This is a genomic window from Cohnella terricola, from assembly GCF_007786475.1.
GTDB lineage: Bacteria > Bacillota > Bacilli > Paenibacillales > Paenibacillaceae > Cohnella > Cohnella terricola.
Window position 1 is genome coordinate 1 of the sequence record NZ_VNJJ01000010.1, and the last position, 25,712, is coordinate 25,712.

At 53.0% G+C, this 25,712-nt stretch carries 21 protein-coding genes; 10 read left to right on the forward strand and 11 right to left on the reverse strand.

All coding sequences use genetic code 11. The annotated features are described in order from the left end of the window. Positions 1-145: 145 nt before the first annotated feature. Both FPZ45_RS16840 and FPZ45_RS16845 read right to left on the reverse strand, forming a co-directional pair. A complete protein-coding gene (locus tag FPZ45_RS16840; protein ID WP_144704357.1) occupies positions 146-1,447 on the reverse strand; it encodes an aminotransferase class I/II-fold pyridoxal phosphate-dependent enzyme in 1,302 nt (433 codons plus the stop codon). 105 nt (positions 1,448-1,552) lie between these two features. After that, positions 1,553-2,179, reverse strand: a complete 627-nt coding sequence (locus FPZ45_RS16845; RefSeq protein ID WP_144704360.1) for a pyridoxamine 5'-phosphate oxidase family protein — start codon at positions 2,177-2,179, stop codon at positions 1,553-1,555. A 118-nt stretch (positions 2,180-2,297) separates the two neighbouring features. Between FPZ45_RS16845 and pdxR the strand changes: the two genes are divergently transcribed. After that, on the forward strand, positions 2,298-3,857 hold the full coding sequence (pdxR, locus tag FPZ45_RS16850; protein ID WP_144704364.1) for a MocR-like pyridoxine biosynthesis transcription factor PdxR: 1,560 nt from the start codon (positions 2,298-2,300) through the stop codon (positions 3,855-3,857). Next, the gene (locus FPZ45_RS16855) at positions 3,850-4,635 is read left to right on the forward strand and encodes a helix-turn-helix domain-containing protein (protein ID WP_144704367.1); all 786 of its coding nucleotides are present in this window, start codon (positions 3,850-3,852) and stop codon (positions 4,633-4,635) included. Before pdxR ends, FPZ45_RS16855 begins: the two co-directional genes overlap by 8 nt. 56 nt (positions 4,636-4,691) lie before the next feature. Here FPZ45_RS16855 and asd read toward each other — a convergent pair whose 3' ends face one another. The 3 genes from asd to FPZ45_RS16870 form a co-directional block, all read right to left on the reverse strand. Beyond that, positions 4,692-5,483 (reverse strand): archaetidylserine decarboxylase, encoded by a 792-nt coding sequence (asd, locus tag FPZ45_RS16860; RefSeq protein ID WP_144704370.1) that lies wholly within the window; start codon positions 5,481-5,483, stop codon positions 4,692-4,694. Positions 5,484-5,601: 118 nt separating this feature from the next. Next, a complete protein-coding gene (locus tag FPZ45_RS16865) occupies positions 5,602-6,990 on the reverse strand; it encodes an Nramp family divalent metal transporter (RefSeq protein WP_144704373.1) in 1,389 nt (462 codons plus the stop codon). Between the two features lie 229 nt (positions 6,991-7,219). After that, complete coding sequence (locus FPZ45_RS16870) at positions 7,220-7,585, reverse strand: ArsR/SmtB family transcription factor (protein ID WP_144704375.1); 366 nt, start codon at positions 7,583-7,585, stop codon at positions 7,220-7,222. 167 nt (positions 7,586-7,752) lie between these two features. On the opposite strand from FPZ45_RS16870, the gene FPZ45_RS16875 reads away from it, so the two are divergent. Next, positions 7,753-14,151 carry a WIAG-tail domain gene (locus FPZ45_RS16875; RefSeq protein ID WP_186438437.1) on the forward strand — a complete coding sequence of 2,133 codons (6,399 nt, stop codon included), beginning with the start codon at positions 7,753-7,755 and terminating at the stop codon, positions 14,149-14,151. Positions 14,152-14,190: 39 nt separating this feature from the next. On the opposite strand, the gene FPZ45_RS16880 is transcribed toward FPZ45_RS16875, so the two are convergent. From FPZ45_RS16880 to FPZ45_RS16895, 4 genes are all read right to left on the reverse strand, one after another. After that, the gene (locus tag FPZ45_RS16880) at positions 14,191-14,982 is read right to left on the reverse strand and encodes an alpha/beta fold hydrolase (RefSeq protein WP_186438438.1); all 792 of its coding nucleotides are present in this window, start codon (positions 14,980-14,982) and stop codon (positions 14,191-14,193) included. A 4-nt stretch (positions 14,983-14,986) separates the two neighbouring features. After that, the gene (locus FPZ45_RS16885) at positions 14,987-15,265 is read right to left on the reverse strand and encodes a hypothetical protein (RefSeq protein ID WP_144704384.1); all 279 of its coding nucleotides are present in this window, start codon (positions 15,263-15,265) and stop codon (positions 14,987-14,989) included. Positions 15,266-15,285: 20 nt separating this feature from the next. Next, positions 15,286-16,485: a splicing factor U2AF large subunit gene (locus FPZ45_RS25385; protein WP_186438439.1), complete on the reverse strand. Its 1,200-nt coding sequence runs from the start codon at positions 16,483-16,485 to the stop codon at positions 15,286-15,288. Between the two features lie 62 nt (positions 16,486-16,547). Next, complete coding sequence (locus FPZ45_RS16895) at positions 16,548-17,054, reverse strand: tetratricopeptide repeat protein (RefSeq protein ID WP_144704387.1); 507 nt, start codon at positions 17,052-17,054, stop codon at positions 16,548-16,550. A gap of 275 nt (positions 17,055-17,329) precedes the next feature. On the opposite strand from FPZ45_RS16895, the gene FPZ45_RS16900 reads away from it, so the two are divergent. From FPZ45_RS16900 to FPZ45_RS16915, 4 genes are read left to right on the forward strand one after another with little or no spacing between them, the layout of a single operon-like run. After that, a complete protein-coding gene (locus FPZ45_RS16900) occupies positions 17,330-18,673 on the forward strand; it encodes a phenylacetate--CoA ligase family protein (protein ID WP_144704390.1) in 1,344 nt (447 codons plus the stop codon). 35 nt (positions 18,674-18,708) lie between these two features. Beyond that, entirely contained in the window at positions 18,709-19,944 is a 1,236-nt protein-coding gene (locus FPZ45_RS16905; protein ID WP_144704393.1) for a phenylacetate--CoA ligase family protein, read from the forward strand. A gap of 41 nt (positions 19,945-19,985) precedes the next feature. Beyond that, entirely contained in the window at positions 19,986-20,840 is an 855-nt protein-coding gene (locus FPZ45_RS16910) for a bifunctional 3-deoxy-7-phosphoheptulonate synthase/chorismate mutase (protein ID WP_144704396.1), read from the forward strand. Next, positions 20,837-21,406 carry a 4-hydroxybenzoate synthetase gene (locus FPZ45_RS16915; RefSeq protein ID WP_246120482.1) on the forward strand — a complete coding sequence of 190 codons (570 nt, stop codon included), beginning with the start codon at positions 20,837-20,839 and terminating at the stop codon, positions 21,404-21,406. The genes FPZ45_RS16910 and FPZ45_RS16915 overlap by 4 nt, the downstream gene beginning before the upstream one ends. A 55-nt stretch (positions 21,407-21,461) precedes the next feature. On the opposite strand, the gene FPZ45_RS16920 is transcribed toward FPZ45_RS16915, so the two are convergent. Together FPZ45_RS16920 and FPZ45_RS16925 are read right to left on the reverse strand one after the other, a co-directional pair. After that, entirely contained in the window at positions 21,462-21,716 is a 255-nt protein-coding gene (locus tag FPZ45_RS16920) for a hypothetical protein (protein ID WP_144704398.1), read from the reverse strand. Between the two features lie 39 nt (positions 21,717-21,755). After that, positions 21,756-21,974 (reverse strand): hypothetical protein, encoded by a 219-nt coding sequence (locus FPZ45_RS16925; protein WP_144704401.1) that lies wholly within the window; start codon positions 21,972-21,974, stop codon positions 21,756-21,758. A 223-nt stretch (positions 21,975-22,197) separates the two neighbouring features. Between FPZ45_RS16925 and aepX the strand changes: the two genes are divergently transcribed. The 3 genes from aepX (at position 22,198) to FPZ45_RS16940 (ending at position 25,701) form a co-directional block, all read left to right on the forward strand. After that, entirely contained in the window at positions 22,198-23,076 is an 879-nt protein-coding gene (gene aepX / locus FPZ45_RS16930; protein ID WP_144704404.1) for a phosphoenolpyruvate mutase, read from the forward strand. A 206-nt stretch (positions 23,077-23,282) separates the two neighbouring features. Then, positions 23,283-24,458, forward strand: coding sequence for a KamA family radical SAM protein (locus FPZ45_RS16935; protein ID WP_144704407.1), 1,176 nt, complete (start codon positions 23,283-23,285; stop codon positions 24,456-24,458). Positions 24,459-24,462: 4 nt separating this feature from the next. Beyond that, positions 24,463-25,701 carry a YheC/YheD family protein gene (locus FPZ45_RS16940; protein WP_144704410.1) on the forward strand — a complete coding sequence of 413 codons (1,239 nt, stop codon included), beginning with the start codon at positions 24,463-24,465 and terminating at the stop codon, positions 25,699-25,701. Positions 25,702-25,712: the final 11 nt, after the last annotated feature.

Consider the following 25,712-nt stretch of genomic DNA (forward strand, 5'->3'; position numbering starts at 1 on the left):
ATCTCTTGAAGAATAGCTAATTTTTCTAAAGCATTCAGTTTGTTTTTAGACATGAAAAATGCTCCCCACAGTAAACAGGTTTTTTATTATTTCACCTGTCTACCGTATGGGGAGCATATCAGAGATCCCCTGCGCCGCCATTTTTTTATGCGTTCCCGGTTTTTACGTCCAGAACCGCTTTGTGAATGCGATCGAACAAATCTTCCAGATCGTTCTCTTCGATGCAGGAGAACGCCACGCGCAGATCCGTCGTTCCGAGCGCGATCGTTCCGACGCCGTAAGCGTTCAGCAAACGCTGGCGAACGGTCTCGGCGTCCACGTTCAGCTTGAGGCACATGAAGTAACCGGAATTGAAAGGATAATAGCTCCATTCGTCGCCGTATTTGCCGCTGTCGAGCAATTGCTTCACTTTGTTGGCGCGGCCTTTCATGATATTGAACTTCTCTTCTTTCTGCGCTTGGAATTGGTCGGATTTCAGAGCGCGAAGAATAAACGTCTGGGAAGGGTGCGGTCCGCTCGAGATCGTCGAACGGATATTGCCGATAGTCTTCTGCTCCAGTGCGGATAGGCTGGCTTCGGATAATCCGCCGTACGTGATGAAGCCTACCCGGAAGCCCCATACGTATTCTTCTTTCGTCGCGCCGTCGACTTTAATGGCCAGCACGCGTTCGTGCAGTCCGCACAGTTGGCCGAACAGCGATTCCTGCAAAGAATCTTCGAAGAATAAGCCGAAATACGCATCGTCGGTCACGGCGACGACATTGATGCCGGCTTCCGCCGCGTCGCGGATGGCGGCTACGATCTCGCGGCCTTCATCGATGCCCGGCGTATACCCTGTCGGGTTAATCGGGAAGTTCAGCAGAACGATCGCTTTGCCCCGGTCCTTCTGGGCGAGCAGGGCATCGCGCAAACCCGCCGAGTTGAAGCGATTATCCGCATCGTAGAGCGGGTAGTAGACCATATCTGCGCCTCGGCGAACATTAAACGTGAGTTCGTAGTTCTCCCAGTTTTTGTCCGGTACGACGACGGCGTCGCCCACGTCCGCGAACAGGTCCCCGACGATGCTGAGGCCGTGCGTCAACGCGTTCGTCACGACCGGCAGGCTGATGTTCTTGCCGGCAATGGACGGATTCTCGGCGAGCATCTTATCGCGCCATACGGTACGGAGTTCCGGTTTCCCTCCGGGAGGAGCATATTCGTAAATGTCCTTCGGATCGTATGCGGACAACGTCTCTTGAATGACATTCAAGTGCATCGGTTTGCCGTTCTCGGTCGCGATGCCGATGGTCGCGTTGTATACGCCGGCTTTTGTCTTCGCTTCGGCGGATTGGCTTAAGATGCCAAGCTTAGGCAAGTAGATTGCCTTGCCTAGTCCGGAGAGCATCTCGGCGGCGCGCGGATTGTCGCGGTTTAACGTGTCGTTTAATTGCTGGGCAAGAGGATTCATAACTTCCATCCTTCCAATCGGTCATATTAGGTGATATTATACACCATTGACCGGAGAGCGTCATTGAAAACAAGCGCTTTCTTACCAAAAAAAGCATCGTTTTTTTCAAGTTTCGCTAATTTGTCTCTTTAAAGCGCTGTCGCGGATGCGCGAGATCGTATCGGGGTCTCCCGGAAGGTTCCGTTCGCTCAATCCTTTAACGACTTGTTCTCTTCTTTTCTCCGCTAAATTTTGCCCGAATTTGAACTTTCCGCTCATCTCCTCCGGGTCGAGACGAAGAACGGACACACCCCGCAGGGAAGCGACGTAACGCTCGTCCGCGGCGTCTATGGGCGCATGTCCGCCCTCGGGCTGCATCCGATTCATCAGCGCTCCTAGCGCAGAAGCTTTCTCCTCGGGGTCTTCGACTTGGGCGACTATGCCGCGGATACGCACGGAACGAAAGAACACGGTCGCCGGACATGCCATGTAAGGATCGGTGAAATGCGACGGTATAAAAGCGTGAGCTTGATAGACGACGAACTCCGCTCTCGGGTCGGCGGCTAATCCCGCCATTTTCTCTCCTTGCTTGCTTCCGTGAAAATAGACCGCCTCGCCATGATAAACGTAATTGAGAGGCACGCATTTCGGCCAGCCGTCGGGGCCGATGAACGTAAGCACGCCATCGTTCTTTTCCTCCAGAAACGCTATGCATTGCTCGGGCTCGGCAACTTGGAACTCTTTTCTTCTCATCGGATTTCTCTCCTTTATGATTCCATCGGGTTGATGAATAGTATATATTTCAAATTGACAAGAGAAAAGATCCATTTTAAATTAAAATGACTAGTCCATTTCGAGGGGCGTGAACGAATTGAATTCCCCTTTTGCGTACACCGTAAAGCTCGCGGAATGCAGCAATAAGCATATGGCGATGTACTTGGCCATTCGAGAGGCGATAACCGAAGGAAAGCTGGCGCCGGGAGAGAAACTTCCATCTACGCGGCGGTTGGCCGAGCTATACGACCTCTCTCGGGGGAGCGTCAGTCTTGCTTACGAGATGCTGACGGCGGAAGGGTTCGTCCGGGCGGGCGTCGGACAGGGCACATTCGTCGCGGGGGGCGGATCCGAATTTCCGACAGACCGTTCCGGCAAGGAGACGTCAGGAACGGAGAACAGGCATTCGGCCGCTCCTGCGATCACGAAGTGGGGGTGCCGTCTGTTGAGTCTCGAGCCGACGGCGGCTCGCCAGTCCGTCAATTCGTCCGACCTGACGGGCATGGGGAACATAGTGTCTTTTTCGCCGGAAGGGATCGGGGCGCGATTTCCTTGGGCGGAATGGAGGTCGGAGGTAACGCGGCAATGGAGAAGCTTAGGCACGTCCGCAAGAAGCGGCGACCTGCCGACGGCGGGCAGCTTGGAGCTTCGCAAGGCGATTGCCAACCGGCTGCGGCGCGAAAGAGGGATCTCTTGCCGGGAAGAGGATATCGTTATTACGGCGGGCTCGATGCAAGCCATCGCACTGCTGACCCAATTGCTGCTTGAAGAAGGAAAAACAGCGGTGATCGAGAACCCATGTTATACGGGGATACAGAATGCGGCGAAAGCGACGGGAGCAAGCGTCATCGCGCAGCGATTGGATGCCAGCGGCATCGTTCCCGAGGATTGGGATGCGGAATTGCTGTTCGTAACGCCGACCCGTCAGTTCCCTACGGGGGTCGTCTTGAGCTATGATAGGCGCCGGGCGCTGCTGGCTTGGGCTTCTCGGCGCAATGCCTGGATTATCGAGGACGATTACGACAGCGACTTCCGTTGGGGGGGCCGACCGATCGAACCGCTAAAATCGTTGGACAAGGAAGACAGGGTCGTATATATCGGCACGTTCTCCCGTTCGATGAGCTTGAATATGAGAATCGGTTTCGCAGTCGTTCCCAAACAATTAATGCAGCATTTCATCTTGGCCAAGCAGCTCTATGATCCGTATCCGACGGGAATAGCGGAGCAGCAAGCGCTCGCCAGTTGGATGTCTGCGGGCGGGTATGATCGACATATGCGCAAAATGCGCAGATTATTGGGAAAGCTCGAAAACAAACTGAGGGCAAATCTTGAACGACGATTTACCGGATTATTCGCGACGGTTCCATCGGACGCCGGATTGCATGTGTATACGAAATGGCGGAGAAGTCCGGAGGAATACGAGATGTTGGCCGAGGAGTGCCGCAGAAGAGGCGTAACGTGGAAAGACGGAACGATCTACGAGGTACGGGATGCGGACAGAAGCCTGAATCCGCTCTCTGGGCCGTCCGCTATATTCGGCTTCGCCCATATGAACGAGAAACAAATCGAAGAAGGGATTGATCGGATCGCCCAAGCTGCGTTATCGTTAAAGATGATTCACTCCGACAAGGATCAAGGAGGAACCGTTCATGCTTGAGTTGTCGCCATCTTCTTTTAAGCTGCTTCCCTGGTTCGCGAAAATATCGTGCGAACCGGGCTGGAAGTGGCAGTATCGCGAGAAACCGTTAGCCAATTACGATCTCTTCTACGTCTGGAGCGGCGAAGGAGAGCTGATCTTGAACGGAAAGACGTACGCGTTGGGGAAGGGAAGCTGCTTCCTGTTTCGCAAAGATGACCATACGAGCGCGACCCACAATCCGCAGAAACCGCTCGTGCTCACTTACATCCACTTCGACGTGACCGAGCCGACGGAGCAGGTTCCCGTTCCGTATCGGGTCATCGAGGACAGGTTTGATTTCGAGCATCTGCTGTCCAGGTACGTTCGTTTGTTCCTGATCAAGACATATGCCGCGGAGATCGAAGCGCAATTGATTCTGAAGCAATTGATGATCCAATTGCTGCGCCTTGACCAGGACGAGCCCGTCGAGCGCAAAGCCAGCAATCAATTGACGGAAAGCATCCGGGAAGTGGCGAACTATATCCAGCAGCACCCCGGGATCGTTCATCGCGTGGAGGATCTGGGCAAACGGGCGGGATTGTCTTCCCGATATTTCTCGATAAAATTCAAAGAAATCATCGGCGTGTCCGTGCAAACTTACATGATTCGGGCAAGGATCGAACGGGCTCAGCATCTTCTGCTCCACGAGGGAATGAACGTCACGGAAGTGGCCGATGCGCTGGGCTATCGGGATATCTTTTTCTTCAGCAGGCAGTTCAAGCAATACACGGGCAAGAGTCCTTCCGAAATTCGCTGATCCGACAAAAATAAAGCTCGTCCCTTATGCGCCGTTCGCGCCGGGGACGAGCTTCTTTATTGCCGTGCCGTTAACGTGCCGAGTTTTTCGCCCATCCGGACTTTATCTCCCGTCTTCAGATCGGAACGCGGGTCAAGCGTGCCGTCTTCCGTCAGAAGCACGATCGTGGAACCGAATTCGAAATAAGCGAGCTCGTCTCCGCGCTCCAAGCGGCTAGGCATAGGATCGACGTACTTGATGCTGCTGACGTTCAAGGCGCCTACCTTGACGACGGCAACTTCGCCGATCTCGTTGCGGATATAAGTCACGAGGCGTTCGTTGCGGGATAGGACGCGCCGCATCGAAGTCAGGCCGAATTCGTTAACCGGATAAACCTTGCCCGGAATATGCTCGCTTTCGACGATATCGCCTGCGCACGGGGAGTGGATACGGTGATAGTCGGTAGGGCTCAAATAGAGCACCCAGAAGTACCCCCGACGATATTGCGATAACCGCGGGGATTGGTTTAGAAGCTCTTCGATCGTGTAGTCTTGTCCCTTGACCTGGAGCATCATCCCGTCTTGGATAACGCCGCAACCGGTAATGAGCGCGTCGACCGGGCTGACCAACGCTCCGGCGGTCGCGTCGATCGGGCGTCTTCCCGGTTTCAGCCGGCGGGTAAAGAAGTCGTTCAACGAACGATATTGATCCAAACTTTTTTCCGCTTCTTCGACCGGAATTTTGTACATGGCGGCAAAGCGGGGAATCCACCGCTTACTCAAAGGGGATTTAGCGAAACGCCCCGTCAAGCGGGACACGAATTTGCGCGAAGATAGCTCCGTCATCATGCGCAGCAGCCAACGAGTCATGCGGCCGAGCACTCCTTTAACTAAAAATTTCATTCCCGTGAATTGTGCCACATCGCCGGACAAAGTGCAATAGCTGCGTTTTTCGGAGAAGCCCGCCGTGCCGCGGAATCCGCAAACGCTAGTCCGTGAACGTCTGATACAGCAAATAAATGTTTAATCCAATAATGACGACCGCGATGAACCAAGCTAGAATATTCAGCCACTTCGGATTAACGAACGACCCCATCTTGGCTTTGTTTCCCGTGAGTTGCACAAGCGGAACGACGGCGAACGAAAGTTGGAACGAAAGAATGACCTGGCTCAAAATGAGCAAATCCATCGTTCCTTTCTCCCCGTAGACAGCGGTGACGATGACGGCGGGAATAATGGCGATCATCCGCGTGATCAGCCTGCGAAGCCACGGTTTCATCCGAATGCTAAGAAACCCTTCCATTACGATCTGCCCCGCCAGCGTGCCCGTTAGCGTCGAGTTCTGGCCCGATGCCAGGAGAGCGACGCCGAAAAGAACGGCCGCCAGCGAGGAACCGAGCATTGGGGCGAGCAGATGATACGCTTGGTCGATCTCCGCGACGTCCGTGCGACCTGCGGTATGGAATACCGCCGCGGCGATGATGAGGATGGCCGCGTTAATGAACAGGGCGAAGAACAAGGCGATCGTCGAATCCCAAGTGGCGAAACGGATCGCTTGCCGCTTGCCGAGCTCGGTTTGCTCGAATTGGCGGGTCTGCACGATCGAGGAATGAAGGTACAGATTATGGGGCATGACCGTTGCGCCGATAATACCGATAGCGATATAAAGCATTTCCGGATTTTTGACGATTTCCGTCGAAGGGACGAACCCTTTCATCACGTCCCCGAAGTTCGGAGACGACCAGAAAATTTCCAGGGCGAAACATAATCCGATCGTCGCGATCAAAGCGATAACCATGGCTTCCATATAACGGAATCCTTTATTTTGCAGGAACAAAATGATGAGTACGTCTAGCGCCGTCAATATGACGCCGTACAAGAGCGGGATACCGAACAACAGATTCAAGGCGATCGCCGCGCCGATGACTTCGGCCAGATCGCAGGCCGCGATGGCAAGTTCGCATAGAATCCATAGAGAGAAATTGACCGGCTTGCTGTAGCTATCCCGGCAGGCTTGAGCCAAGTCCCTCCCTGTTACGATGCCCAATTTGCCGGACAAAGCTTGCAGGACGACGGCCATTAGATTGGAGATGAGAATGACCGACAGCAGCGTATACCCGAATTGCGATCCGCCGGCCAGATCCGTCGCCCAGTTGCCCGGATCCATATAACCGACGGCTACCATGTAACCGGGGCCGACGAAGGCGAGAAACTTGCGAATTACTGAACCTTTCTTGGGAATGCGTACGGAACGGTATGATTCCGGCAGCGAAGCCATATCCCTGTTCCTGCGCCAACCGCCGCTGCCGCGGGTTTCTTCCGGTTCTGCTTCTGTTGCCTGAATTGGTCTTTCTGCAACTGCCAGATCGTCTCGCATGAAGATGCACCTCTTTATACCTTACAACTTGTATGAAGCAACAAGTGTGGCGTCTATAAAATTAATTTTCCCTTGTGCAAAACTTGAGATTGATATAAATATATGCCGGATTCGCGAAAAAGTAAACGGAAAAAATTACGATTCGAAGATACCGAAACATAAAAAAAGGAGCTTACCGAAGCCCAAAGGCTTCTGAAGCTCCATTTCTGTTTTGCACGGTAAACGAATTTCAGCCATGCTCTAAGTGCTGCAGCGTCTGCAGAAATATTTGTTCGATATGGGAATCGTCAAGCGAATAGAAAACGGTTTTGCCGCTTTTTCTCCGTTTGACCATCCGCATGTTGCGCAAATAGCGAAGCTGATGAGATACGGCGGATTGTCCCATCTCGAGAAGCTGGGACAACTCGTGAACGCACAGCTCGCGATGGAGCAATGCGCCGATCAGCTTGATTCTCGTCGGATCGCCCAAAGCTTTGAACAGCTCGGCCAACCGCGAAGCGGAACCGTCGGTGATCATACGTTCCTTGACTTCCGCTAATTGGATTTCGGAATGGGCGCAACAATCGAGCGGCCGTTCAAGCGTTATTTTATCCATGTTATGGCACCTTCTTCACGCGATAAGTTCGTTCTTTCATTATAACGCAACAATCTATTCGCGGAAATAAGCCGTCCGGAGAAAGGTACAGTTGCCCATCCTCGTGGCGTGCCTATGGGTGAATGCATATGATACTGCAGATTCCCATGAACAGGAAGGAGAGGGACATGAAAAAGAAACAAGCGGGTAAATCTCCTAAATCGCGCCGTCCGCTATACTTCGTCGACGATCCGAACCAACTCGAGCTGAACTGGCTGGATGACATACAAAAAACGAAGGAAAAGCCGGTGTCCACGCTTGGCGCAGCCCTTGCACCGAAGAAGCCTTCGGCTGAGAACCAGGCAGTCGCTAAAACCAAGCCCGGCAATGTCAAAGCGAACGGACCCGACTCTTCGGCCGGTTCCCATGCCGCGGCCGCGTTAGACTCGGCGACTCCTCGGCTCGATATCGCTTCGTCTACGGAGCAAGAATCCGCGCTTAAGGAAACGGAGGAACTTGTCGAGGTCGTGGTATCGATGCCACTTGAGTTCGAAGTACCGTACTCGGCCGAACTGTCGGATATCGTAGCGGTAGTCGAATCGCTTGATGCGGAAAGCGTTCAGTCTACGGATGAGCTGGTGGCGATTATGAACGGCGAACGGACCGCCGAGGAACCGGAATCGAGGGAAGTACGCCATTCCAAGCTGGAAGAAAAGAGGCTGCCAGAGCGGCCCGCGCCGATCGTCTATACAGACGATCTCGCGGACGAAGCGGTGACGAGCGAGAAGCTGGCTCCGTTCTCGGTGAAAGGCGTCCATCTCGCGGCGGATTCCGTCGGCACGAACGCATTGGCCGATTTTTCTGTAACGGCTATTAAGCTGGCCGACGGCTCGATTACGTCTTCGAAGCTGGCCTCGGAATCGATCGTGGGAGACCATTTGACCAAAAACTCGATTTCCGGGCAAAAAATCCGCGATCGGTCGATTACGAGCGAGAAACTTCGCGACGGGAGCGTATCTTCCGAAAAATTGGCGGACAGGACGATCAGCTCGGATAAAATCGCCGAGGGGTCTATCCAGTCCAAGCATTTGAGCGTGTCCGCGATTTCATCGGAGCTGCTTCAGGACCAAAGCATTACGTCCGAGAAAATCCGCAGCGGTTCCATTCGAAGCGAAAATCTGGCGAACGAAATCGTGGATACCTCCAAGCTGTCCGAAGGGGCGGTGACGAATTCCAAGCTTCGCGACGGCTCGGTTACGAAGGAGAAAGTGTCGCGGGGAACAATCGAATCGCGGCACTTAACCGAAGGACTTATTTTGGCCGATCACGTGGCTCCGGGAGTGTTGCAGGGAAAGCACTTGGCTCCGCGCGCCGTCGCGCCAGAGCATCTGGGGGACGGGGCCGTAGGGACTCGGGAGCTGGCCGACCGAGCCGTGTCTGGAAACAAGCTTATGTTCGAATCGGTCCAATCCGAGCATCTTCGGCCCGGAGCGATCAAGAGCGAACACCTCGGGGACGACGTCGTTAAATCCAAACATTTGGAGGACGGGGCGATTACCGCTTCCAAGCTCGCAGACCAATCGGTGACGACGCTTAAGCTCGTCGATCAATCGATCACGTCGACCAAGGTGGCGGATCAAAGCATCTTATCCGCGAAAATCGCGGATGAAGCTTTACAATCGAGACATTTCGCCAAAGGCGCGGTCGTATCCGACAAGATTGCCGACGGAAGCGTGAACGGGCAGCACTTAGCCGATCAATCCGTCCAAAGCCGGCATCTATTCGCTCAATCGGTCGCGAGGGAACACCTGAAGAACGGAACGGTCGGCCCGGATCAGCTGGCGAAAAACGCGGTAGAACCGGATCATGTTTCCGGGGGAGCGATCGGCTCCGCCCAACTGGCGGAAGGCGCCGTCATTTCCGCCAAACTGGGCGATCAAGCAGTCGCCGGCCGACATATCGCGTCATCCGCGGTCAGGGCGGAGCATCTCGCCGCGGAAAGCGTGTTGTCCGAGCATCTCGGCTCGGGCGTGCTCAAGCCTTATCACTTCGGACAGCAATCCGTCGTTGCCGGCGCGTTGGCCACAGACTCTGTCGAAAGCCGACATATCCGGGGCGGGGTCATCGAAGCCGTCCATCTGTCGAACGGTTCGGTAAGCACGTCCGCTTTGCAGATCGAATCGGTAACGGAGAAGAACATCGCCCCGGGGGCGGTAGGCGAACGCCAACTGGGCGTACGATCGGTATTCTCGCATCATCTAACCGACCATTTGATCACTTCGTTGAAGCTTTCACCAGAAAGCGTCTCGACGGATAAGCTGGCCGACTTGGCCGTGACGGCTTCCAAGCTCGCGGACGATAGCGTGACGGCGGGCAAGATCGCGGACAACGCCGTATACGATAAAGCCCTGCAAGACGGTTCCGTGACGGGACGGGTGCTTGCAGAAGGAACCGTCTCTTCGAAGCATTTGTCGCCGAAAGCCGTTAAACAGCTCCATCTGAGCGATGGCGCGGTGACATCCCAAATACTTGCGGATGCTTCGGTAACGACGGGAAAAATCGCGGATGGTTCGGTAAAGTCCCGGCATATGGAGTCCCAATCAGTGGAAAGCCGACATTTATCCGAGCAATCCGTCATGAGCATCCATATGGCCGAGAGAAGTATCCGAGAGTTCCACTTAAGCGACGGCATCGTCGGCACCGGCAAGCTCGCCGCAAGCAGCGTGGACGGCAGCAAGCTTGCCTCCGGCTCCGTGCGTGAGCACCATATCGGCGATCAGACGATATCGGCGAGCCATCTGAAGCCGAATTCGGTCGATTCGGTCCATATCGCCGAAGGGGCCGTCGTCGCGTCGCATCTTGGGCAGGGTAGCGTTCATGAAGGGACTCTCGCGAATCGAGCGGTCACTTCGGATAAATTGGTCGCAGAAAGCGTAACGTTCGAGAAGTTGGCTCCATTAAGCGTAGGAGCCGAGCATCTGCAGATCGAAAGCGTCAGCGGCAAACACCTGAAATCCGAAGCAGTGCACGGCTTCCATCTGCGCAAAGGAACGGTATCCGTCACTCACCTGGCGCCGGATCTGCTCGCATTGGCCAAGAACGGGGAGCGTCGTATCGATGCCGAAAGATTGGAGCCTAACGCGGTAAGCACGGTTCATATCAAAGATCGGACGATTACGGAGGATAAGCTTGTCGACGGATTGATTACGACGGGGAAGTTGGCGGACGAGAGCGTGACGAACGAGAAGTTGCGATCCTCCAGCATATCGTCGGATAAGCTTCTCGCTTTATCGGTAACGACCGATAAGCTGAGCGACGGCGCCGTAACTTCCGATAAGCTGGCGATCGGCAGCGTAGGTACGGAACAACTGGCGAACAGCTCGGTGACGGCCCGCATTCTTGAGGACGGCAGCGTCGCGACGGAAAAGCTGGCGAATGGCGCGGTGACCTCGGAGAAGCTGACGGTCGGCAGCGTGGGAACGGGGCAGTTGGTGAACGGCGCAGTGACCGAGGAGATTTTGGCAGACGGAAGCGTCACTTCAGGTAAGCTAGCGGACGGTGCGATTACTTCGGTTAAGCTGGAAGACGGAGTGATCGGGACGAAGCAACTCTCGGACGGCTCGGTTGTCGAGCGCATCCTCGGAGACGGGAGCGTTACGAGTTTGAAGCTGGCGAACGGCGCGGTAACGTTCGATAAGCTGGCGGATAACAGTGTCGGTACGAAACAATTGGCCGTCGGATCGGTGAGGGCCGCCATATTGGCTGAAGGCAGCGTAACGACGGAAAAGCTGCTTGACGAGGCGATCACGTCCGAGAAGCTGGCCTTGGGCAGCGTCGGAACGGCGCAACTGGCTGCAGGCGCGGTGACGGAGGATATTCTGGCCGATGAGAGCGTGACGAACGCGAAGCTGGCGGACGGTACGGTAACGGTCGAGAAACTGGCTTTCGGGAGCATCGGAACAAGACAATTGGCATCAGGCGTGGTGACGGAGGATATTCTGGCTGATGAGAGTGTGACGAACGGGAAACTGGCGGACGGCGCAGTGACGGAGGAGAAGCTGGCCTACGGCAGTGTCGGAACGGGGCAACTGGCCGTCGGCGCGGTGACTTCGGACATTCTAGGCAAAGGCAGCGTGACGAACGGGAAATTGGCGGACGGTGCGGTGACGTCCGACAAGCTGGCTTACGGCAGCGTCGGCACTAGCAAGCTGGCGGACCGCTCGGTCATCTCGGATATTCTTGCGGACGGCAGCGTGACGGCCGATAAATTGGCCAACGGATCAATAACCGCGGAGAAGATCGCCTACGGCAGCGTCGGAACGTGGCAATTGGCGGAAGGCTCGGTCGTCTCGGATGTTCTGGCCGACGACTGCATTACGACGAACAAACTTCTGGACGGTATCGTGACGACGGATAAGCTCGCGGGAGGAAGCGTCGGAACGAGCCAATTGATCATCGGCGCAGTGACGGAGGATATTCTGGGGCATGAGAGCGTCACGGCAAGCAAGCTAAGGGACGGTGCGGTTACGGCGAAAAAGCTGGCGTACCGCAGCGTCGGAACGGATCAATTGGCAGCCGGCGCAGTGAGTTCCGAGATATTGTCGGACGAAAGCGTTACGCACTTAAAGCTAGCGGTCGCCTCGGTGACTGGAGAGAAGCTGGCCGACGGTAGCGTCGGAGCGGGGAAATTGGCGGCTGACGCGGTAACTGAATCTTCGTTGGCGAACGGATGCGTAACGGCTGGGAAGTTGGCGGACGGGGCGGTTACGTCGGAGAAATTGGCGCATGGCAGCGTGGGACCGGACCAGTTGGCGCATGGCTCGGTGATCGAAGCTTCCTTAGGAGAAGGCAGCGTTTCTTCAGGAAAGCTGACTGACGGAGCGATCACATCGGAGAAGCTGGGAGCGGGCAGCGTCAGAACCAGGCAACTAGCTGAAGGCGCGGTAACGGAAAGCAAATTGGCGGACGAGAGCGTGACGACGTCGAAACTGCTCGACGGAGTCGTGACGACAGATAAGCTCGCGGGCGGCAGCGTGGGCACGAGCCAAATGTCGGATAACGCGGTGACCGCGGATAAATTGGTCAGAGGCTCGGTAACGACGGAGAAGCTGCAAGACAGTACGGTGACTTCGGAGAAAATAGCACTCGGCAGCGTGGGAACGAAACAGCTTGCGGATGGCGCGGTGATGGCCCATATTTTGGGCGAAGGCAGCGTTACTTCCGACAAGTTGGCCGACGGCGCGGTCATTTCCGAGAAGCTGGCGGAAGGCAGCGTAGGAGTGGAGCAGCTTGCCGAAGGAGCGGTGACGACATCAAAGCTGGCGCCTGAAACCGTAACGTTGGAAAAACTGTCGCTCCCTCTCGTTGAATTTCTGAACTTCGCGGGAGACCGGATAACGGAAGAACGGATTGCGCCAGGAGCTGTGACTTCCGAGAAGATGGCGGACGGGGCGATAGGGACGGAGCAGCTTGCGGACGGATCCGTCGCGAGCGAGAAGCTGAAGGAAGGCAGCGTCAGTACCGGGCAATTGGCTCCCGGAGCGGTGAGCGCCGAGAAAATCGCCGATAGAAGCGTAAGTTCCTCTCATATCATCCCGCGTTCTGTATTAGGTTATCATCTGGGAGAGCAAACGATCACCTCGAGTCATTTCAAACCTCAATCCGTGACCGAGGCTCAGCTGGCCGATGGCAGCGTAAGCGAATCGAAGCTAGCGCCGGAAGTTCGGGAATGGATCGGAAGGCTGCAAACGTCGGCGAACGCGGAGGAAACGACGGACAAAGCGTTAGAGCCGGGCAGTGTAACGAGCGAGCATTTAGCCGGAGGCAGCGTGGCGAGCGAGCACTTGGCCGGAGGCAGCGTGACGAGCGAGCACTTAGCCGGAGGCAGCGTAACGAGTGAGCAATTGGCCATCGGCAGCGTGGCGAGCGAGCACTTGGCCGAAGGCAGCGTGACGAGCGAGCACTTAGCCGGAGGCAGCGTAACGAGTGAGCAACTGGCCATCGGCAGCGTAACGAGCGAGCATTTGTCCGGAGGCAGCGTGACGAGCGAGCACTTAGCCGGAGGCAGCGTAACGAGTGAGCAATTGGCCATCGGCAGTGTGACGAGCGAGCATTTAGCCGGAGGCAGCGTGGCGAGCGAGCACTTAGCCGGAGGCAGCGTGACGAGCGAGCACTTAGCCGGAGGCAGCGTAACGAGTGAGCAATTGGCCATCGGCAGTGTGACGAGCGAGCATTTAGCCGTAGGCAGTGTAACAAACGAGCACTTGGCCGATGGTAGCGTGAGCGAATCGAAGCTTTCCTTTCCGACCGTGACGACCCAATTACCGGGCGTAGGCGTATTATTCGGATGCTCGCCCTACGAGTTCCAAGGCGGGATGGAGTCGTTGAGGCTGACCGTGTCTTTCCCGGCGCCTTTCGCGGACCTTTCATATACGCTGGTGGCTATGTCGGATCAACCCTCGTGCAGTTGCGTTCTCGGCGAAAAACGTCCGAACGAAGCCGAGCTAGTCGTTTACCGTACGAGATTGGGACCCGAGCCGAAAGGATTCATTCAATGGATCGTTCTGGGTTATAAAGCGAATGAATAAGCAGAAGCTCCGGACGTGATCGCCCGGAGCTTTCGTCTATTAATCGTCAGTATCGATGAAACGGCGGATCTCCCCCAACGCCTTACGATGCTCCTGCGCAAATACGCCATGGCCTGCATGGGGAAACAAAATCAGCTGGGAGTCCGGAATATGGCGGTTTAAAATCCGGGCGTGCTTCTGTCTGAAGACCCAATCATCCTCGCCGTGAATAATAAGCGTTTGCGCGGAGATTCGCCCGAGCCGACGGTACGAATCGAAACTTTTGCTGGCCTGTTTATGAATCTCCATGCTTCTAGGGTTCGAAGGCGCGATCCGCATCCGTGCCACGAATGAAGCGATCATGGCCGGATGTTCTTGAATATAGGTTTTGGAGTAAAGCATATTTAGCGTATCTTGCGGGGAAAAGGCAACGTTTTTTCGCATTAGCCATTTCAGCATCCGCAAAGACGGGGGCACCCTTTTGACCCCGCAGGTTGTCGAACATAAGATTAATTTCCCCACTCGACTAGGAAATTCAATCGCAAGTTCCTGCGCGATCATTCCGCCCATGGATTGGCCTAAAATATGCGCCTTCTCGATATCGAGAGCGTTCATCAGCCCGATGACGTCCTTGGCCATATCCGAGATGCTATAGGCTTCCGTCGGAGCGTCGCTTCGTCCCGTGCCCCGATGATCTAGCATGACGAAGCGGTTCTTTTCGCTTAACGTTTCCTTGATGGCCGGGTGCCACCAGTCCATGTTGCTGTCTTTTCCCGTGAGCCCGATTAAGGGGGGGCCTTCCCCGATCGATTCATAACAAATATTCACGCCATTAACAAAAATCTTTTTCAAGTCTTCACTCTCCAGGAACGTTCGGCTCATAGCCCGGTGGAGGGGATGTTTTCACGCTGTCCAGTCCCCACGACGTCATTTCCTGGACAGACGTCAAGAAACCGTTTCTAACAGCGATGCCGAGTCTTTTGAATTGATTGGTCGTGTCGTTTACATCGTTCGCCGCTCTCAGAAGCTGATTGCCTACGTTGATGGCGCCGGTTCTCAAAGCAGCATCGAGAATCGGTTTTGCCTCTTGTTTAAGTCGCTTGAAGGTATCTTCCAGCGTTGCTTTTTTTGACATGAACTTCACCTCCTTTCCAATCAGGTAAATCTCATGGGTATGGAGATGATTCTTGTTCTAACATCGTTTTTTCCTTTTGTGAAAATCAGGGGAGACGTCTTTTTTGTTGCTCTTTTCGTAACGCTTAAGGGGAGTCTCTTTCTTGATGTCTTTTTCGTGACGCTTATAGTGAGGCTCCTTCTACTTCGCCTAGTCGTGGAGCTTACCGGAGCTTTTTTTCTCTTCGGCTCGTCGCGACGAGAACTGCGCGAATCGTATCTCTTCGGCTCGTCGCGGCGGGAACTACGAGATTCGTATCTCTTCGGCTCGTCGCGGCGGGAACTGCGCGAATCGTATTTCTTCGGCTCGTCGCGGCGGGAACTGCGCGAATCGTATCTCTTCGGCACGTCGCGGCGGGAACTGCGCGAATCGTATCTCTTCGGCTCGTCGCGACGGGAACTGCGCGAATCGTATCTCTTCGGCTCGTCGCGGCGGGAACTGCGCGAATCGTATCTCTTCGGCTCATAGCGGCGTTTACTGCGAGAGTCATATTTCTTTTCCTCTTCGCGCTGCGCACGGAGAGCTTCTCTTTTATCTTCATCTTCCACCCATTTGTGAAGTGCTTGGCCGGCGGCGCGGACGATCGTTCCTAACAAGATGGATTTGGTGCTGAAGTTGGTATGGTTGGATTCAACGGGTTCGATCGCAGATGGATCTTCCAAGGTTAGCAGCTTCTGCTGAAGAAGCTGCCTGAATTCCGGATCCTGCGTTTGCTGCTCCAGCTTCGTCCAGCATTTGGCCGCATCCTGGTGCCGACCGATTCTACGGAACGCCTCGCCGAGATCGAAGGTTATTTTCGCATAGTCGACGTCTTTGAGTTTGTCCGCTTGCAGCGACTCCTGTTCGAGCAGGAAGGCATAATCTTCGATCACCGTCCGCGTCCGGAAGAAATGCTCCTCGGGCAGCGGGAATGCGGCCTTTCCACGAAGCAATCGAATCCTGCTTTCCCGCGGAGCGGCTGCTACGGCTTTGTCGAGAAGCTCCAAGCCTTTTTCCGAGTAACTCAGCTTATCCAGCGGATCCGTGCTATCCCGAGCGATTAACATCATCGCGCTTCCATGGTAAGCGTCGGCAAGAGGGTTGGCCGGGTAATCGAGCCGCAGCCGTTCCAAGAGCCGATTCGCTTCCCGAGCGGCGTATACGTTGCCTTTCACGCCATCGTTAAGCAAAGGGATAATCATCTGGATTCTCTCCTGAAATGTCAACGAACTCCTCCCTTTCTATTTGAATTTTTCTTCGGTCTCTATGGATAGAGACGCTGCAAGACTGCATTCGCTTCGTCGGGTTTTCCTGCGTTATGGTAGGCTGCGCTTAGGTTTTGCAGGATCTCGCGAACTTGGTTTTGCGTCAGGTAGTCGGCATTTACTTGATAGCGGTCCAATAGGAAGATGAAGTCCTCGATCACCGTATTGGCGCAATGGAAATACGAATCCGGCAACCTAAGACAAACGTTGGCGCGTATCATCCGAATTTCTTTATGGTTCGGGTCCCGAGATACGGCCCGATTCAAAACGTCTAATCCCTCTTGCGCCTTATCCGCTCTTTCCAGAATTTTCACAGCATCCCGGCTCAATAGAACGAGAGTGCTGCCGTAATAGGCTTCGATTAGTGCGTTGTCGGGCTCCGCCTCGCGAAGCTTTAAGAGCTTCTCGTGTGCGTTTATTACCGCTTTTTTGTCTCCTTCAACTCCTTTATGATGGAGTGCTTTGGCTTCCTCGAATGATTTCATATGGTCGCTGTTATTTGTCATTCCCGATTACCCCTCAATTAAATATGGAATATAACACTCATCTGGTATAAAACGCGTGGGAGATTAGAAGAACATGAATTACGATATGTACGATCTTCATAGAGCGGTTGGATGAAAAACTCAGATTTATGAAAATGTTCATTTGTCTGAGTCAAGTCCTTGTATTCTTGCATTCCATAGAAAATAAAGAGAGGATGTGGAACAGGCGGGAGAGGGCGAAATCTGGCAATGTATCATCTCGGGATTCTATCGGAAATCTGTTAAGGAGGGTTGTTATGAAATTGCAATCTCATAAGATGAAGGTTTCCATCGACGAGGAACCGTCCCATCTTGAACCGTTCAAGCATTTTTTCGAGCAGTTGGACTCCGAAGGGATAACCATTGAAAAGCTGCCTCGGCCTAGAATAGAAGACTATCAATTGAAAGCCATTAACGCTACGCTTGCCCATACTTGGAACGGCAACGAATATTATCGTTCGAAGCTGGAAGAAGCGGGTTTCGCGGAATCGAGAATCGACAGCTTGGAGCAATTAGCGTCAGTACCGCTGCTTAAGAAAGACGTTATTCGCGGGGATAAGACGAAGATCTTGAGCGTCGATCCGAAACAGATCGGTCAGGTTCACCTTACAAGCGGAACATCGGGGAAGCCGATTTATACCGCCTACACGTTAGCCGATCAGTATGTCTATGATTTGCTGCCCAAATATTTAGAATTATTCAAGGAGACTGAAGTGGATATTGCGGCCATTGCGCTGCCTTATGAGTTTGCGCTGCCCGGTCTCGGATTTCAACGTTTATTCCAGTTTGCGTTCGGAACGGCGGTGCTGTCGCTCGGCAAAGGCGGATACATGGCTCCCGTCGATAAATCATTGGAACTGATGAAGGAATACCAAGCGACGGTACTCGCTACTACGCCTTCCTATGCGGCGCTTTTAGTAGAAGAAAGCGAGAAATACGGAATCCGAATCGGCGAGGATATCAGACTCAAGAAGATTTGGCTGACCGGCGAAGGATGCTCCTCTACCTTCCGCGACCGGCTGGAGAAATGGTGGGGCTGCGAAGTGTCCTTCTTCTACGGCTCGACGGAGTGCGGGGGCATTGGCGTTGAATGCAGCGAACACAAAGGCTATCACGTCATGGAAGGACATGTAAAAGTAGAAATTATCGATCCTGGTACGGAAAAGCCGATTCCGTATGGCAAAACCGGAGAGATCATCGTAACGACGCTGCTTCGCGAAGGAATGCCGATGTTACGTTACCAATCCGGTGATATTGGTTATTTGCAAGAGGCTAGATGTGCTTGCGGGAACACCATGGACGTTCTGCATCTGAGAGGAAGAAAGGAAAACATGATGCATTTGAATGGCGAGGACTATTCCCCGTTCTTGTTGGAACACTTCCTGATGGAAATTCCCGATGTGGGCATGTGGTATTATTTCAAGCTGAATAACGGAGAGCTGAAGATCGAAGCGGAGCCGTTTCGGACGAAGTTAAACGACGAGCAATTGGCGGAGAAAATCCGTAAGCATATGTCCGATCGGATCGGGATTAACTGTCAAGTCGAAATCAGACACGACATCCCTCGTACTTTCGGGAAAGCGACCCGAGTGATCAATTAGTCAAACCTCTTAAAAAGGAGAGGAGGGTATTCGTTATGATTGACAACGATCGGGAGTGGGAGAGAAAGTTTAAAGAGTTGTTGGCTCGCATTCTCAAATCTCCTTTATACAAGGAAAAACTATCGAAATATAGCCTGAAAGGCGTTGGGTTGGAGCATATCCAAACACTGCCTCTCACGACCAAAGAAGATCTACGGAAAGCCGGGAATTTCGGTCATCTTGCCGTCGAATTGAAAGAGGTTGCGCAATACCACGAATCAACCGGCACGACCGGAGAACCTTCCTCCTCCTGGTTCACCCTAGAGGACATGAGAACAGCGGGGAGACAGATGAAGGAGTGCGGGGTTCGGCTGACCGCCGAAGATCTTGTGCTGATCCGCTTTCCATTCGCGATGGCACTGCCCGGGTACTCGATGCAGCAAGCGGCATGGCAATCGGGAGCAGGGGTTGTTCCCGCAAGCAGTCGCACCGTTGTTACGCCATACCCAAGAGTGTTACAGCTGATGGAGCGTCTTCATGTGACGGTAGCCGCGGGGCTCCCGCGAGAGTTTGAGCTCCTGGCCGAAACAGCGCGCCTGATCGGCTTGATTCCGAGCAATCATTTTCCGGCATTACGTGCTCTATGCGTTGCCGGAGAACTCTTGAGCGACAAGCGCAAGGCGCATATCGAGAAGCTGTGGGGCGTGCCTGTTTTTAATATGTATGGTTCGACGGAAACGTCCGGTATCGCTACGATGTGCGAATACGGCGAGATGCACATTGAGGAACAGGATTTCTACGTCGAAGTGCTGCGGGAAGACGGAGATGGCCCAATTGCTTATGGAAAAAGAGGGTTTGCGGCGATTACAACGCTTTCCCATCAAGGTTCTCCTCTGCTGCGATACTTTAACGAGGACATTATCTCTGTAGAACAATCCGCGTGTTCTTGCGGCCGAACCGGTGCCAAGCTAGCGCATTACGGCAGGAGCAAGGATCGAATCCGTATTGGCGATAACATCCTGGACGCCGCGGACCTCCAAGAAGCCGTTTATTCGTTAACTCCTGCTCCGGATGCTTGGAAGGTTATCGAGCAAGAGGAAGGACTCCATTTTCTACTCGATTCGCATGATTCCGGGAAATGGTCGGAGGAGGCAATTCGCGCTCATTTATCCGAGAAACTCCAAGCGACTGTCACCGTAGAGATCGTTGCCGACTCTAGGTTGCTTGACCGCGCGGAGCTTGTGAGGAACATCCCATCGACAAAGCCAGTTTATGTTCAAAAACTCAGTTAAGGATAGAATCCCGTCATAGCCGTTAAGAAAGGAGTATTCGAATGAGCGAGAAATCGCAGCAAGATCCAAATGAGAAAACCGGACAAAAACTTCTCGTTAGCCGTCGCCATAAGAGCGAGGATACGATTATTCGGGTCAAGGATGTCGAATTTGGAGGTACTTTGCACGTCATGATCGCCGGTCCCTGCTCAATCGAATCGAGAGATCAGCTCTTGACGGTTGCGGCTGCTTTGAAGAATGCCGGCGTTACCGTATTGCGCGGTGGCGCGTTCAAGCCGAGATCCTCCCCGTACGACTTTCAAGGCCTAGGCGTGGAAGGTTTGAAAATCATGAAGGAAGTAGCCGATGAGACGGGGATGGTCACGATCAGCGAGATCATGAGCGCTTCGCAAATCGATACGTTGGCCCTTTATGTCGACATCTTTCAGATCGGCGCCCGCAACATGCAGAACTTCGAATTGCTTAAAGCCGTCGGCCAAACCGGAAAGCCCGTTCTTTTGAAGCGCGGTCTTTCCGCCACGCTGGAGGAGTTTATTCTTGCGGCGGAATATATCCTGTATTCCGGGAATACGCAGGTCATGTTGATTGAGCGAGGGATACGTACTTTTGAAAAATGGACAAGAAACACGCTCGATATTGCTGCCATTCCGCTATTAAAACAGGAGACTCATCTCCCGGTACTCGTGGATGTGAGTCATTCCACCGGACGAAAGGATATTTTGCTGCCTTGCGCGAAAGCCGCGCTGGCCGCTGGCGCCGACGGGATCATGGTCGAGGTGCACCCTAATCCGCGGGTCGCGCTTTCGGATGCGAAACAGCAGATCGATATTGACGAATTTCATACGTTCTGGAACGGCCTCCAAGATTCGGGCTTGTTCGTTAACGGAGGGAGTTGATAACCATAAACTCTTTCGACATGGATTCGCGTATTGCGGTAAAGGCGCTTGAATTTTTGCGGGAATCGATCTTGAAAATTTTACTGGTAACGGATGGACGGACAACGGATATGCTGGAAGCTCTGTTGAACGAAAAAATGATTGTTCATGTCATTCGGCAAGAGCAAATGAATGAAGAGTCCTCCGGTGATCCGTTTTATATTAGAGAATCTCTATTGGTAAGCGAGAAGAGCGGCTTTCTGGTATCTCACAATTTTTCGCTGGTACTATCGAAGCATGTGCCGCCTTCTTTGTTCGAGGAGATCTCAAACCGACAGGAGGGGATCGGAAAATCAATCGGCACGATGGGCTTGCGAACGTTTCGAAAAGTGCTTGATTTCGGAGCGAAAAACGAAGAGGAAGCGGTCGATCTGTTCCAAAAACCAATCGAGCTTCGTTTTCCGGAGTTACGCGGCCAAGTGCCTTATAAAAAGTACTCGATTTATTTCGGACCTGAGCCGGGCATTCAGATGCTTGAATATTTTAATCCGAATGTCATCGGATACGGAGCAAAGAACCGACAGTAAACGAAAAGGCTGACTCTGGGAGGAAGGTATATTCCGAGAGTCAGCCTTCGTGAGTCTATTGGTTTTTTTCTTTTTCATCCCTATGCTCGAAGAAATCGACTCCCGTTTTTACCATGTGTTCGCCGGCATGTTTTACGCCGCTTTTAACAGCGGATATCAACTTCTCTATCGGAATATCGGAGTTTTGATCCGTTTCTTTTACGGCTTCGCTTATTTTTTCGCTAGTCACATCCGCACCGCCTTTAACGGCCTTTGCATAGCTGTCGGCGAAACGGTAGAGTTCTTGCTTGATTTCTCCGAGAATTCTCATGAAATCCTGATTTCCACCTGACATTCGATTCACCTCCTCCTATTCATTGCCGTTTCCGAAAGGCTTCAACTTCATCTCAGGCTGATCATCCAGCATAGGGGCGGAATCCTTCCGGGCAGAACGCGTTTCGTTGGTCATATACAATCGAATCACCGCCACGAGCACGCCTACCAGAAGAACAAAGGCGATTACGCCGCCTAACGATAGCCCAAGTATAAAAATCATCTTGTCCCAAAACCCCATTTTCCTTAAATTCATTTCCGATCCTACCTCCTCACTACTTATTAGAGTTAGAGAATAGTATATGAATCGTTTTCCGTGATTTTATGGATGTTCGCATATTGTTCCGAAGACTTCCACTTCCGTCCATTCCGCGCATGCAGAGCAGTACATACCTATATGGAGTAAAAGAGAACTGATAAAGGAGTCTGAAAATCCAAGCCATATACCTTTCGCCTAGATCGGTTAAAGGAGGATTCCAATGAATAAATCAACTCAATTAAGGAACATGATCGAGTCGTCATCAACGGATTATCTGATGGAAGCGCATAACGGCTTGTCCGCCAAAATCGTAGAAGAGGCCGGATTTAAAGGGATTTGGGCGAGTGGTCTGTCGATTTCGGCTTCGCTGGGCGTGAGGGATAATAATGAAGCTTCTTGGACGCAAGTGCTGGATGTTCTGGAATTTATGAGCGATGCCGCTTCCATCCCGATTTTGCTCGACGGCGACACGGGATACGGCAATTTCAACAACGCAAGGCGTTTGGTTAAGAAGCTGGAACAGCTTCACATTGCCGGCGCGTGCATCGAGGATAAGCTATTTCCAAAAACCAATTCCTTTATCAGGGGAGAGGCGCAGCCTCTTGCCCCGATCGACGAGTTTTGCGGAAAAATCAAAGCGATGAAAGACACCCAGCGGGACGATCATTTTGTTGTCGTTGCAAGGGTAGAAGCATTGATTGCGGGACATGGGCTCGACGAAATGCTCAGAAGAGCGGAAGCTTACCGGCAAGCGGGCGCGGATGCCATCCTCGCGCATAGCAAAAAGGCCGATATCGGCGAAATTGAAGCGTTCATGAAGGAGTGGGCCGGGAGGTTGCCGGTCGTCGCCGTGCCTACCAAATATTACACGACGCCAAAACAACGGTTCGAAGAGCTGGGTATCAGCCTGATCATTTGGGGCAATCACAATTTGCGGGCTTCCGTCCGCGCGATGCAGCAATTATGCGCTCAATTATACCGGGAGCAAAGTCTTCTGCAGATCGAAAACAGCGTAGCCTCGTTAGAGGAAATCTTCCGGCTGCAAGACGCGGAAGAATTGGAGCGGGCCGAGGATAAGTATTTGCCCGACCACGATTAACGAAACGAAATCCATGTAGATTAATTAGGCTGTAATCCCGCATCGATACCGTGCCTGCCGTATGAAGGCGCGGTTTTTTCTTGCATTCACCCATAAGCCTGCGAAATTTTCTAAGGCCTATCCACGATTGACCTACACAGGGATGCCAATATGCGCATCTATTAGAGCAGTCCAAAGTTTGGTCATGGAGAGGAGAAATCAAGATCATGCCGGCGAAATACATCACCAATCTAGACGAGTTACCCTGGTTGACGGACGGAGAGAAGACCGCCTTGAAAGCCGTGCAGGACAAATTCGTTTTTCGTCTTAACGACTACTATTTGCGATTGATCGACTGGTCCGATCCGGATGACCCCATCCGGAAGCTTGTCATACCCAGTTCTACCGAACTTCAGGAATACGGACGTTGGGACGCTTCCGACGAAGACACCAACTATGTCGTCAAAGGATGCCAACACAAATACCGGACAACGGCATTGCTTCTCGTCTCGGAAGTATGCGGGGCCTACTGCAGGTTTTGCTTCCGCAAAAGATTATTCCGTGCCGACGTGAAAGAGGCCATGCCGGACGTACAAGACGGACTCGATTATATCGCAAGGACGACCGAGATCAACAACGTCCTGCTTACCGGCGGTGATCCCCTGATCTTGGCGACCGGGAAATTAAGGGCGCTCCTGGGAGCTTTAAGAGAGATCGAACATGTCAAAATCATACGGATCGGCTCCAAATTGCCTGTCTTTAATCCCATGCGGATCTATGAAGACCAAGAATTGCTTGACACGATTCGCATGTATTCCTCGGAACAGAAGCGGATATACGTGATGGCGCATGTCAATCATCCCAGAGAAATCACGCCGGAAGCCAGAAAATGCTTCAAAGCGCTTTACGAAGCCGGAGCCATCGTGGTGAATCAGACTCCCGTGCTCAAAGGAATCAACGACGACCCCGCCGTATTAGGAGAGCTTCTGGATCAGCTTTCCTGGGCGGGCGTGACTCCGTATTACTTTTTCGTTAATCGGCCCGTTGCAGGCAACAGAGGATTCGTGCTTCCGCTTTCTCAAGTGTATCGAATCGTCGAAGAAGCCAAGGCCAGAACGTCGGGCTTAGGCAAACGCGTAAAACTGTGCATGAGCCACACGTCCGGAAAAATCGAAATCCTTGCCGTCGAGGGGGGCAAAGCATATCTTAAATATCATCAATCACGCGACGGGGAATACGGCAAACTCATGATTTTGGATTGTCCGCAAGACGCCGCCTGGTTCGACGATTTGCCCGGAAACGAAAAATATTGGCACAAACCGGAGAAGAAGACAAATGAGATCGTCTCTGTGAATGAGCTCCCGGATATGCCGCAGAAAAAAATAAACGAATTGCAGAGGTGACAAGATGGTCCGATTTTTTAGATCAACTTCGGTCGTTCGTCCGATCGTAGGCGTTTATCTGGGCAGCGAATATTTGTCGAGAAGAGAAATCAAAGCGTATTACCGACTGCGGAAGCTGGTAGAAGCGAATAGGAAGGCGAGAACGACGCTTACTTTTTTCACGGGGGCGGATGTGGACTTTGCCAGAAAGAGATTCTACGGGGCTTATTACGACTACCGCACTGAAACTTGGAGAAGGAAATACTTCCCCTTGCCGGACGTCGTCTACGTTCGTGGCGGAGGCAGGAGAACCAGACGCCTATTGGAAAAGTTCGATGATCTCGGGATCAGGAGAATCAATCCATTGGCCGCTTTCTACAAAGACGATTTGTTTAAGATCATGAGCAAGGACCCCATCATGCGCAGACATCTCCCATCCACGGTGATCATCAGAAATTGGCAAGAAGCGAAACGCGCGGTCCGCAGATTCGGCAAAGCCTATCTGAAAGCGCATCGGGGCAGACGGGGACTTCAAGTCATGCGTATCGAAAGGGCGGCGAATAGAAGGGGATATTGGTATAGTTATTCAACGCTGGGCAGATTGGTTCGCAGAAGAGCGATCAATCTGGACGTCGCGGTGAGATCGGCGAGATCCTTTTTCGGCAGCAAAAAAATCATCGTGCAAAAGGCGATCGATCTGGTGAAGCTCCGCCATAATCGTCTTGTCGATTTTCGGGCCGAGGTACAAAGAGACAAGAGGGGCGAACTCGATATCGTCGGCGTATGCGTTCGGGTCGGACAGCCGAATTCCCCAATTACGACGCATGCTTTCGCCTACCGGTACGAGGATTATCTTTCCAAGCTATTCCCGCATGCCTCGGACAGAGAAATCACGAACTTAAAATACGATATTAAAGATTTCTTGTACAACGTCTACGAAGCGGTGGAGAGAAAATACGGCCAATTCGGAGAAATCGGCATCGACTTCGGCGTCGATCGCAATAGAAGGATTTGGCTGATCGAATGCAACGCGCAATCGGCTAAAGTATCCATCGTCAAGGCATACGGATCCAGAGCGGATCGCATTTTCTTGAATCCACTCGAATATGCGAAGTTGATTACGGAAAACAGCGATATTCCTAATCGGACAGCCGATCGCGCGACGACAGATTCCGCGGCATCTGTTGCGGATTTCGAAGCCGCTAAGGAAGAGGCAAAGCCTGTTGAGGATCTCGGCGTTGAAGAGCTCACGTTTCAGTATTAGGCAGGTGTTGT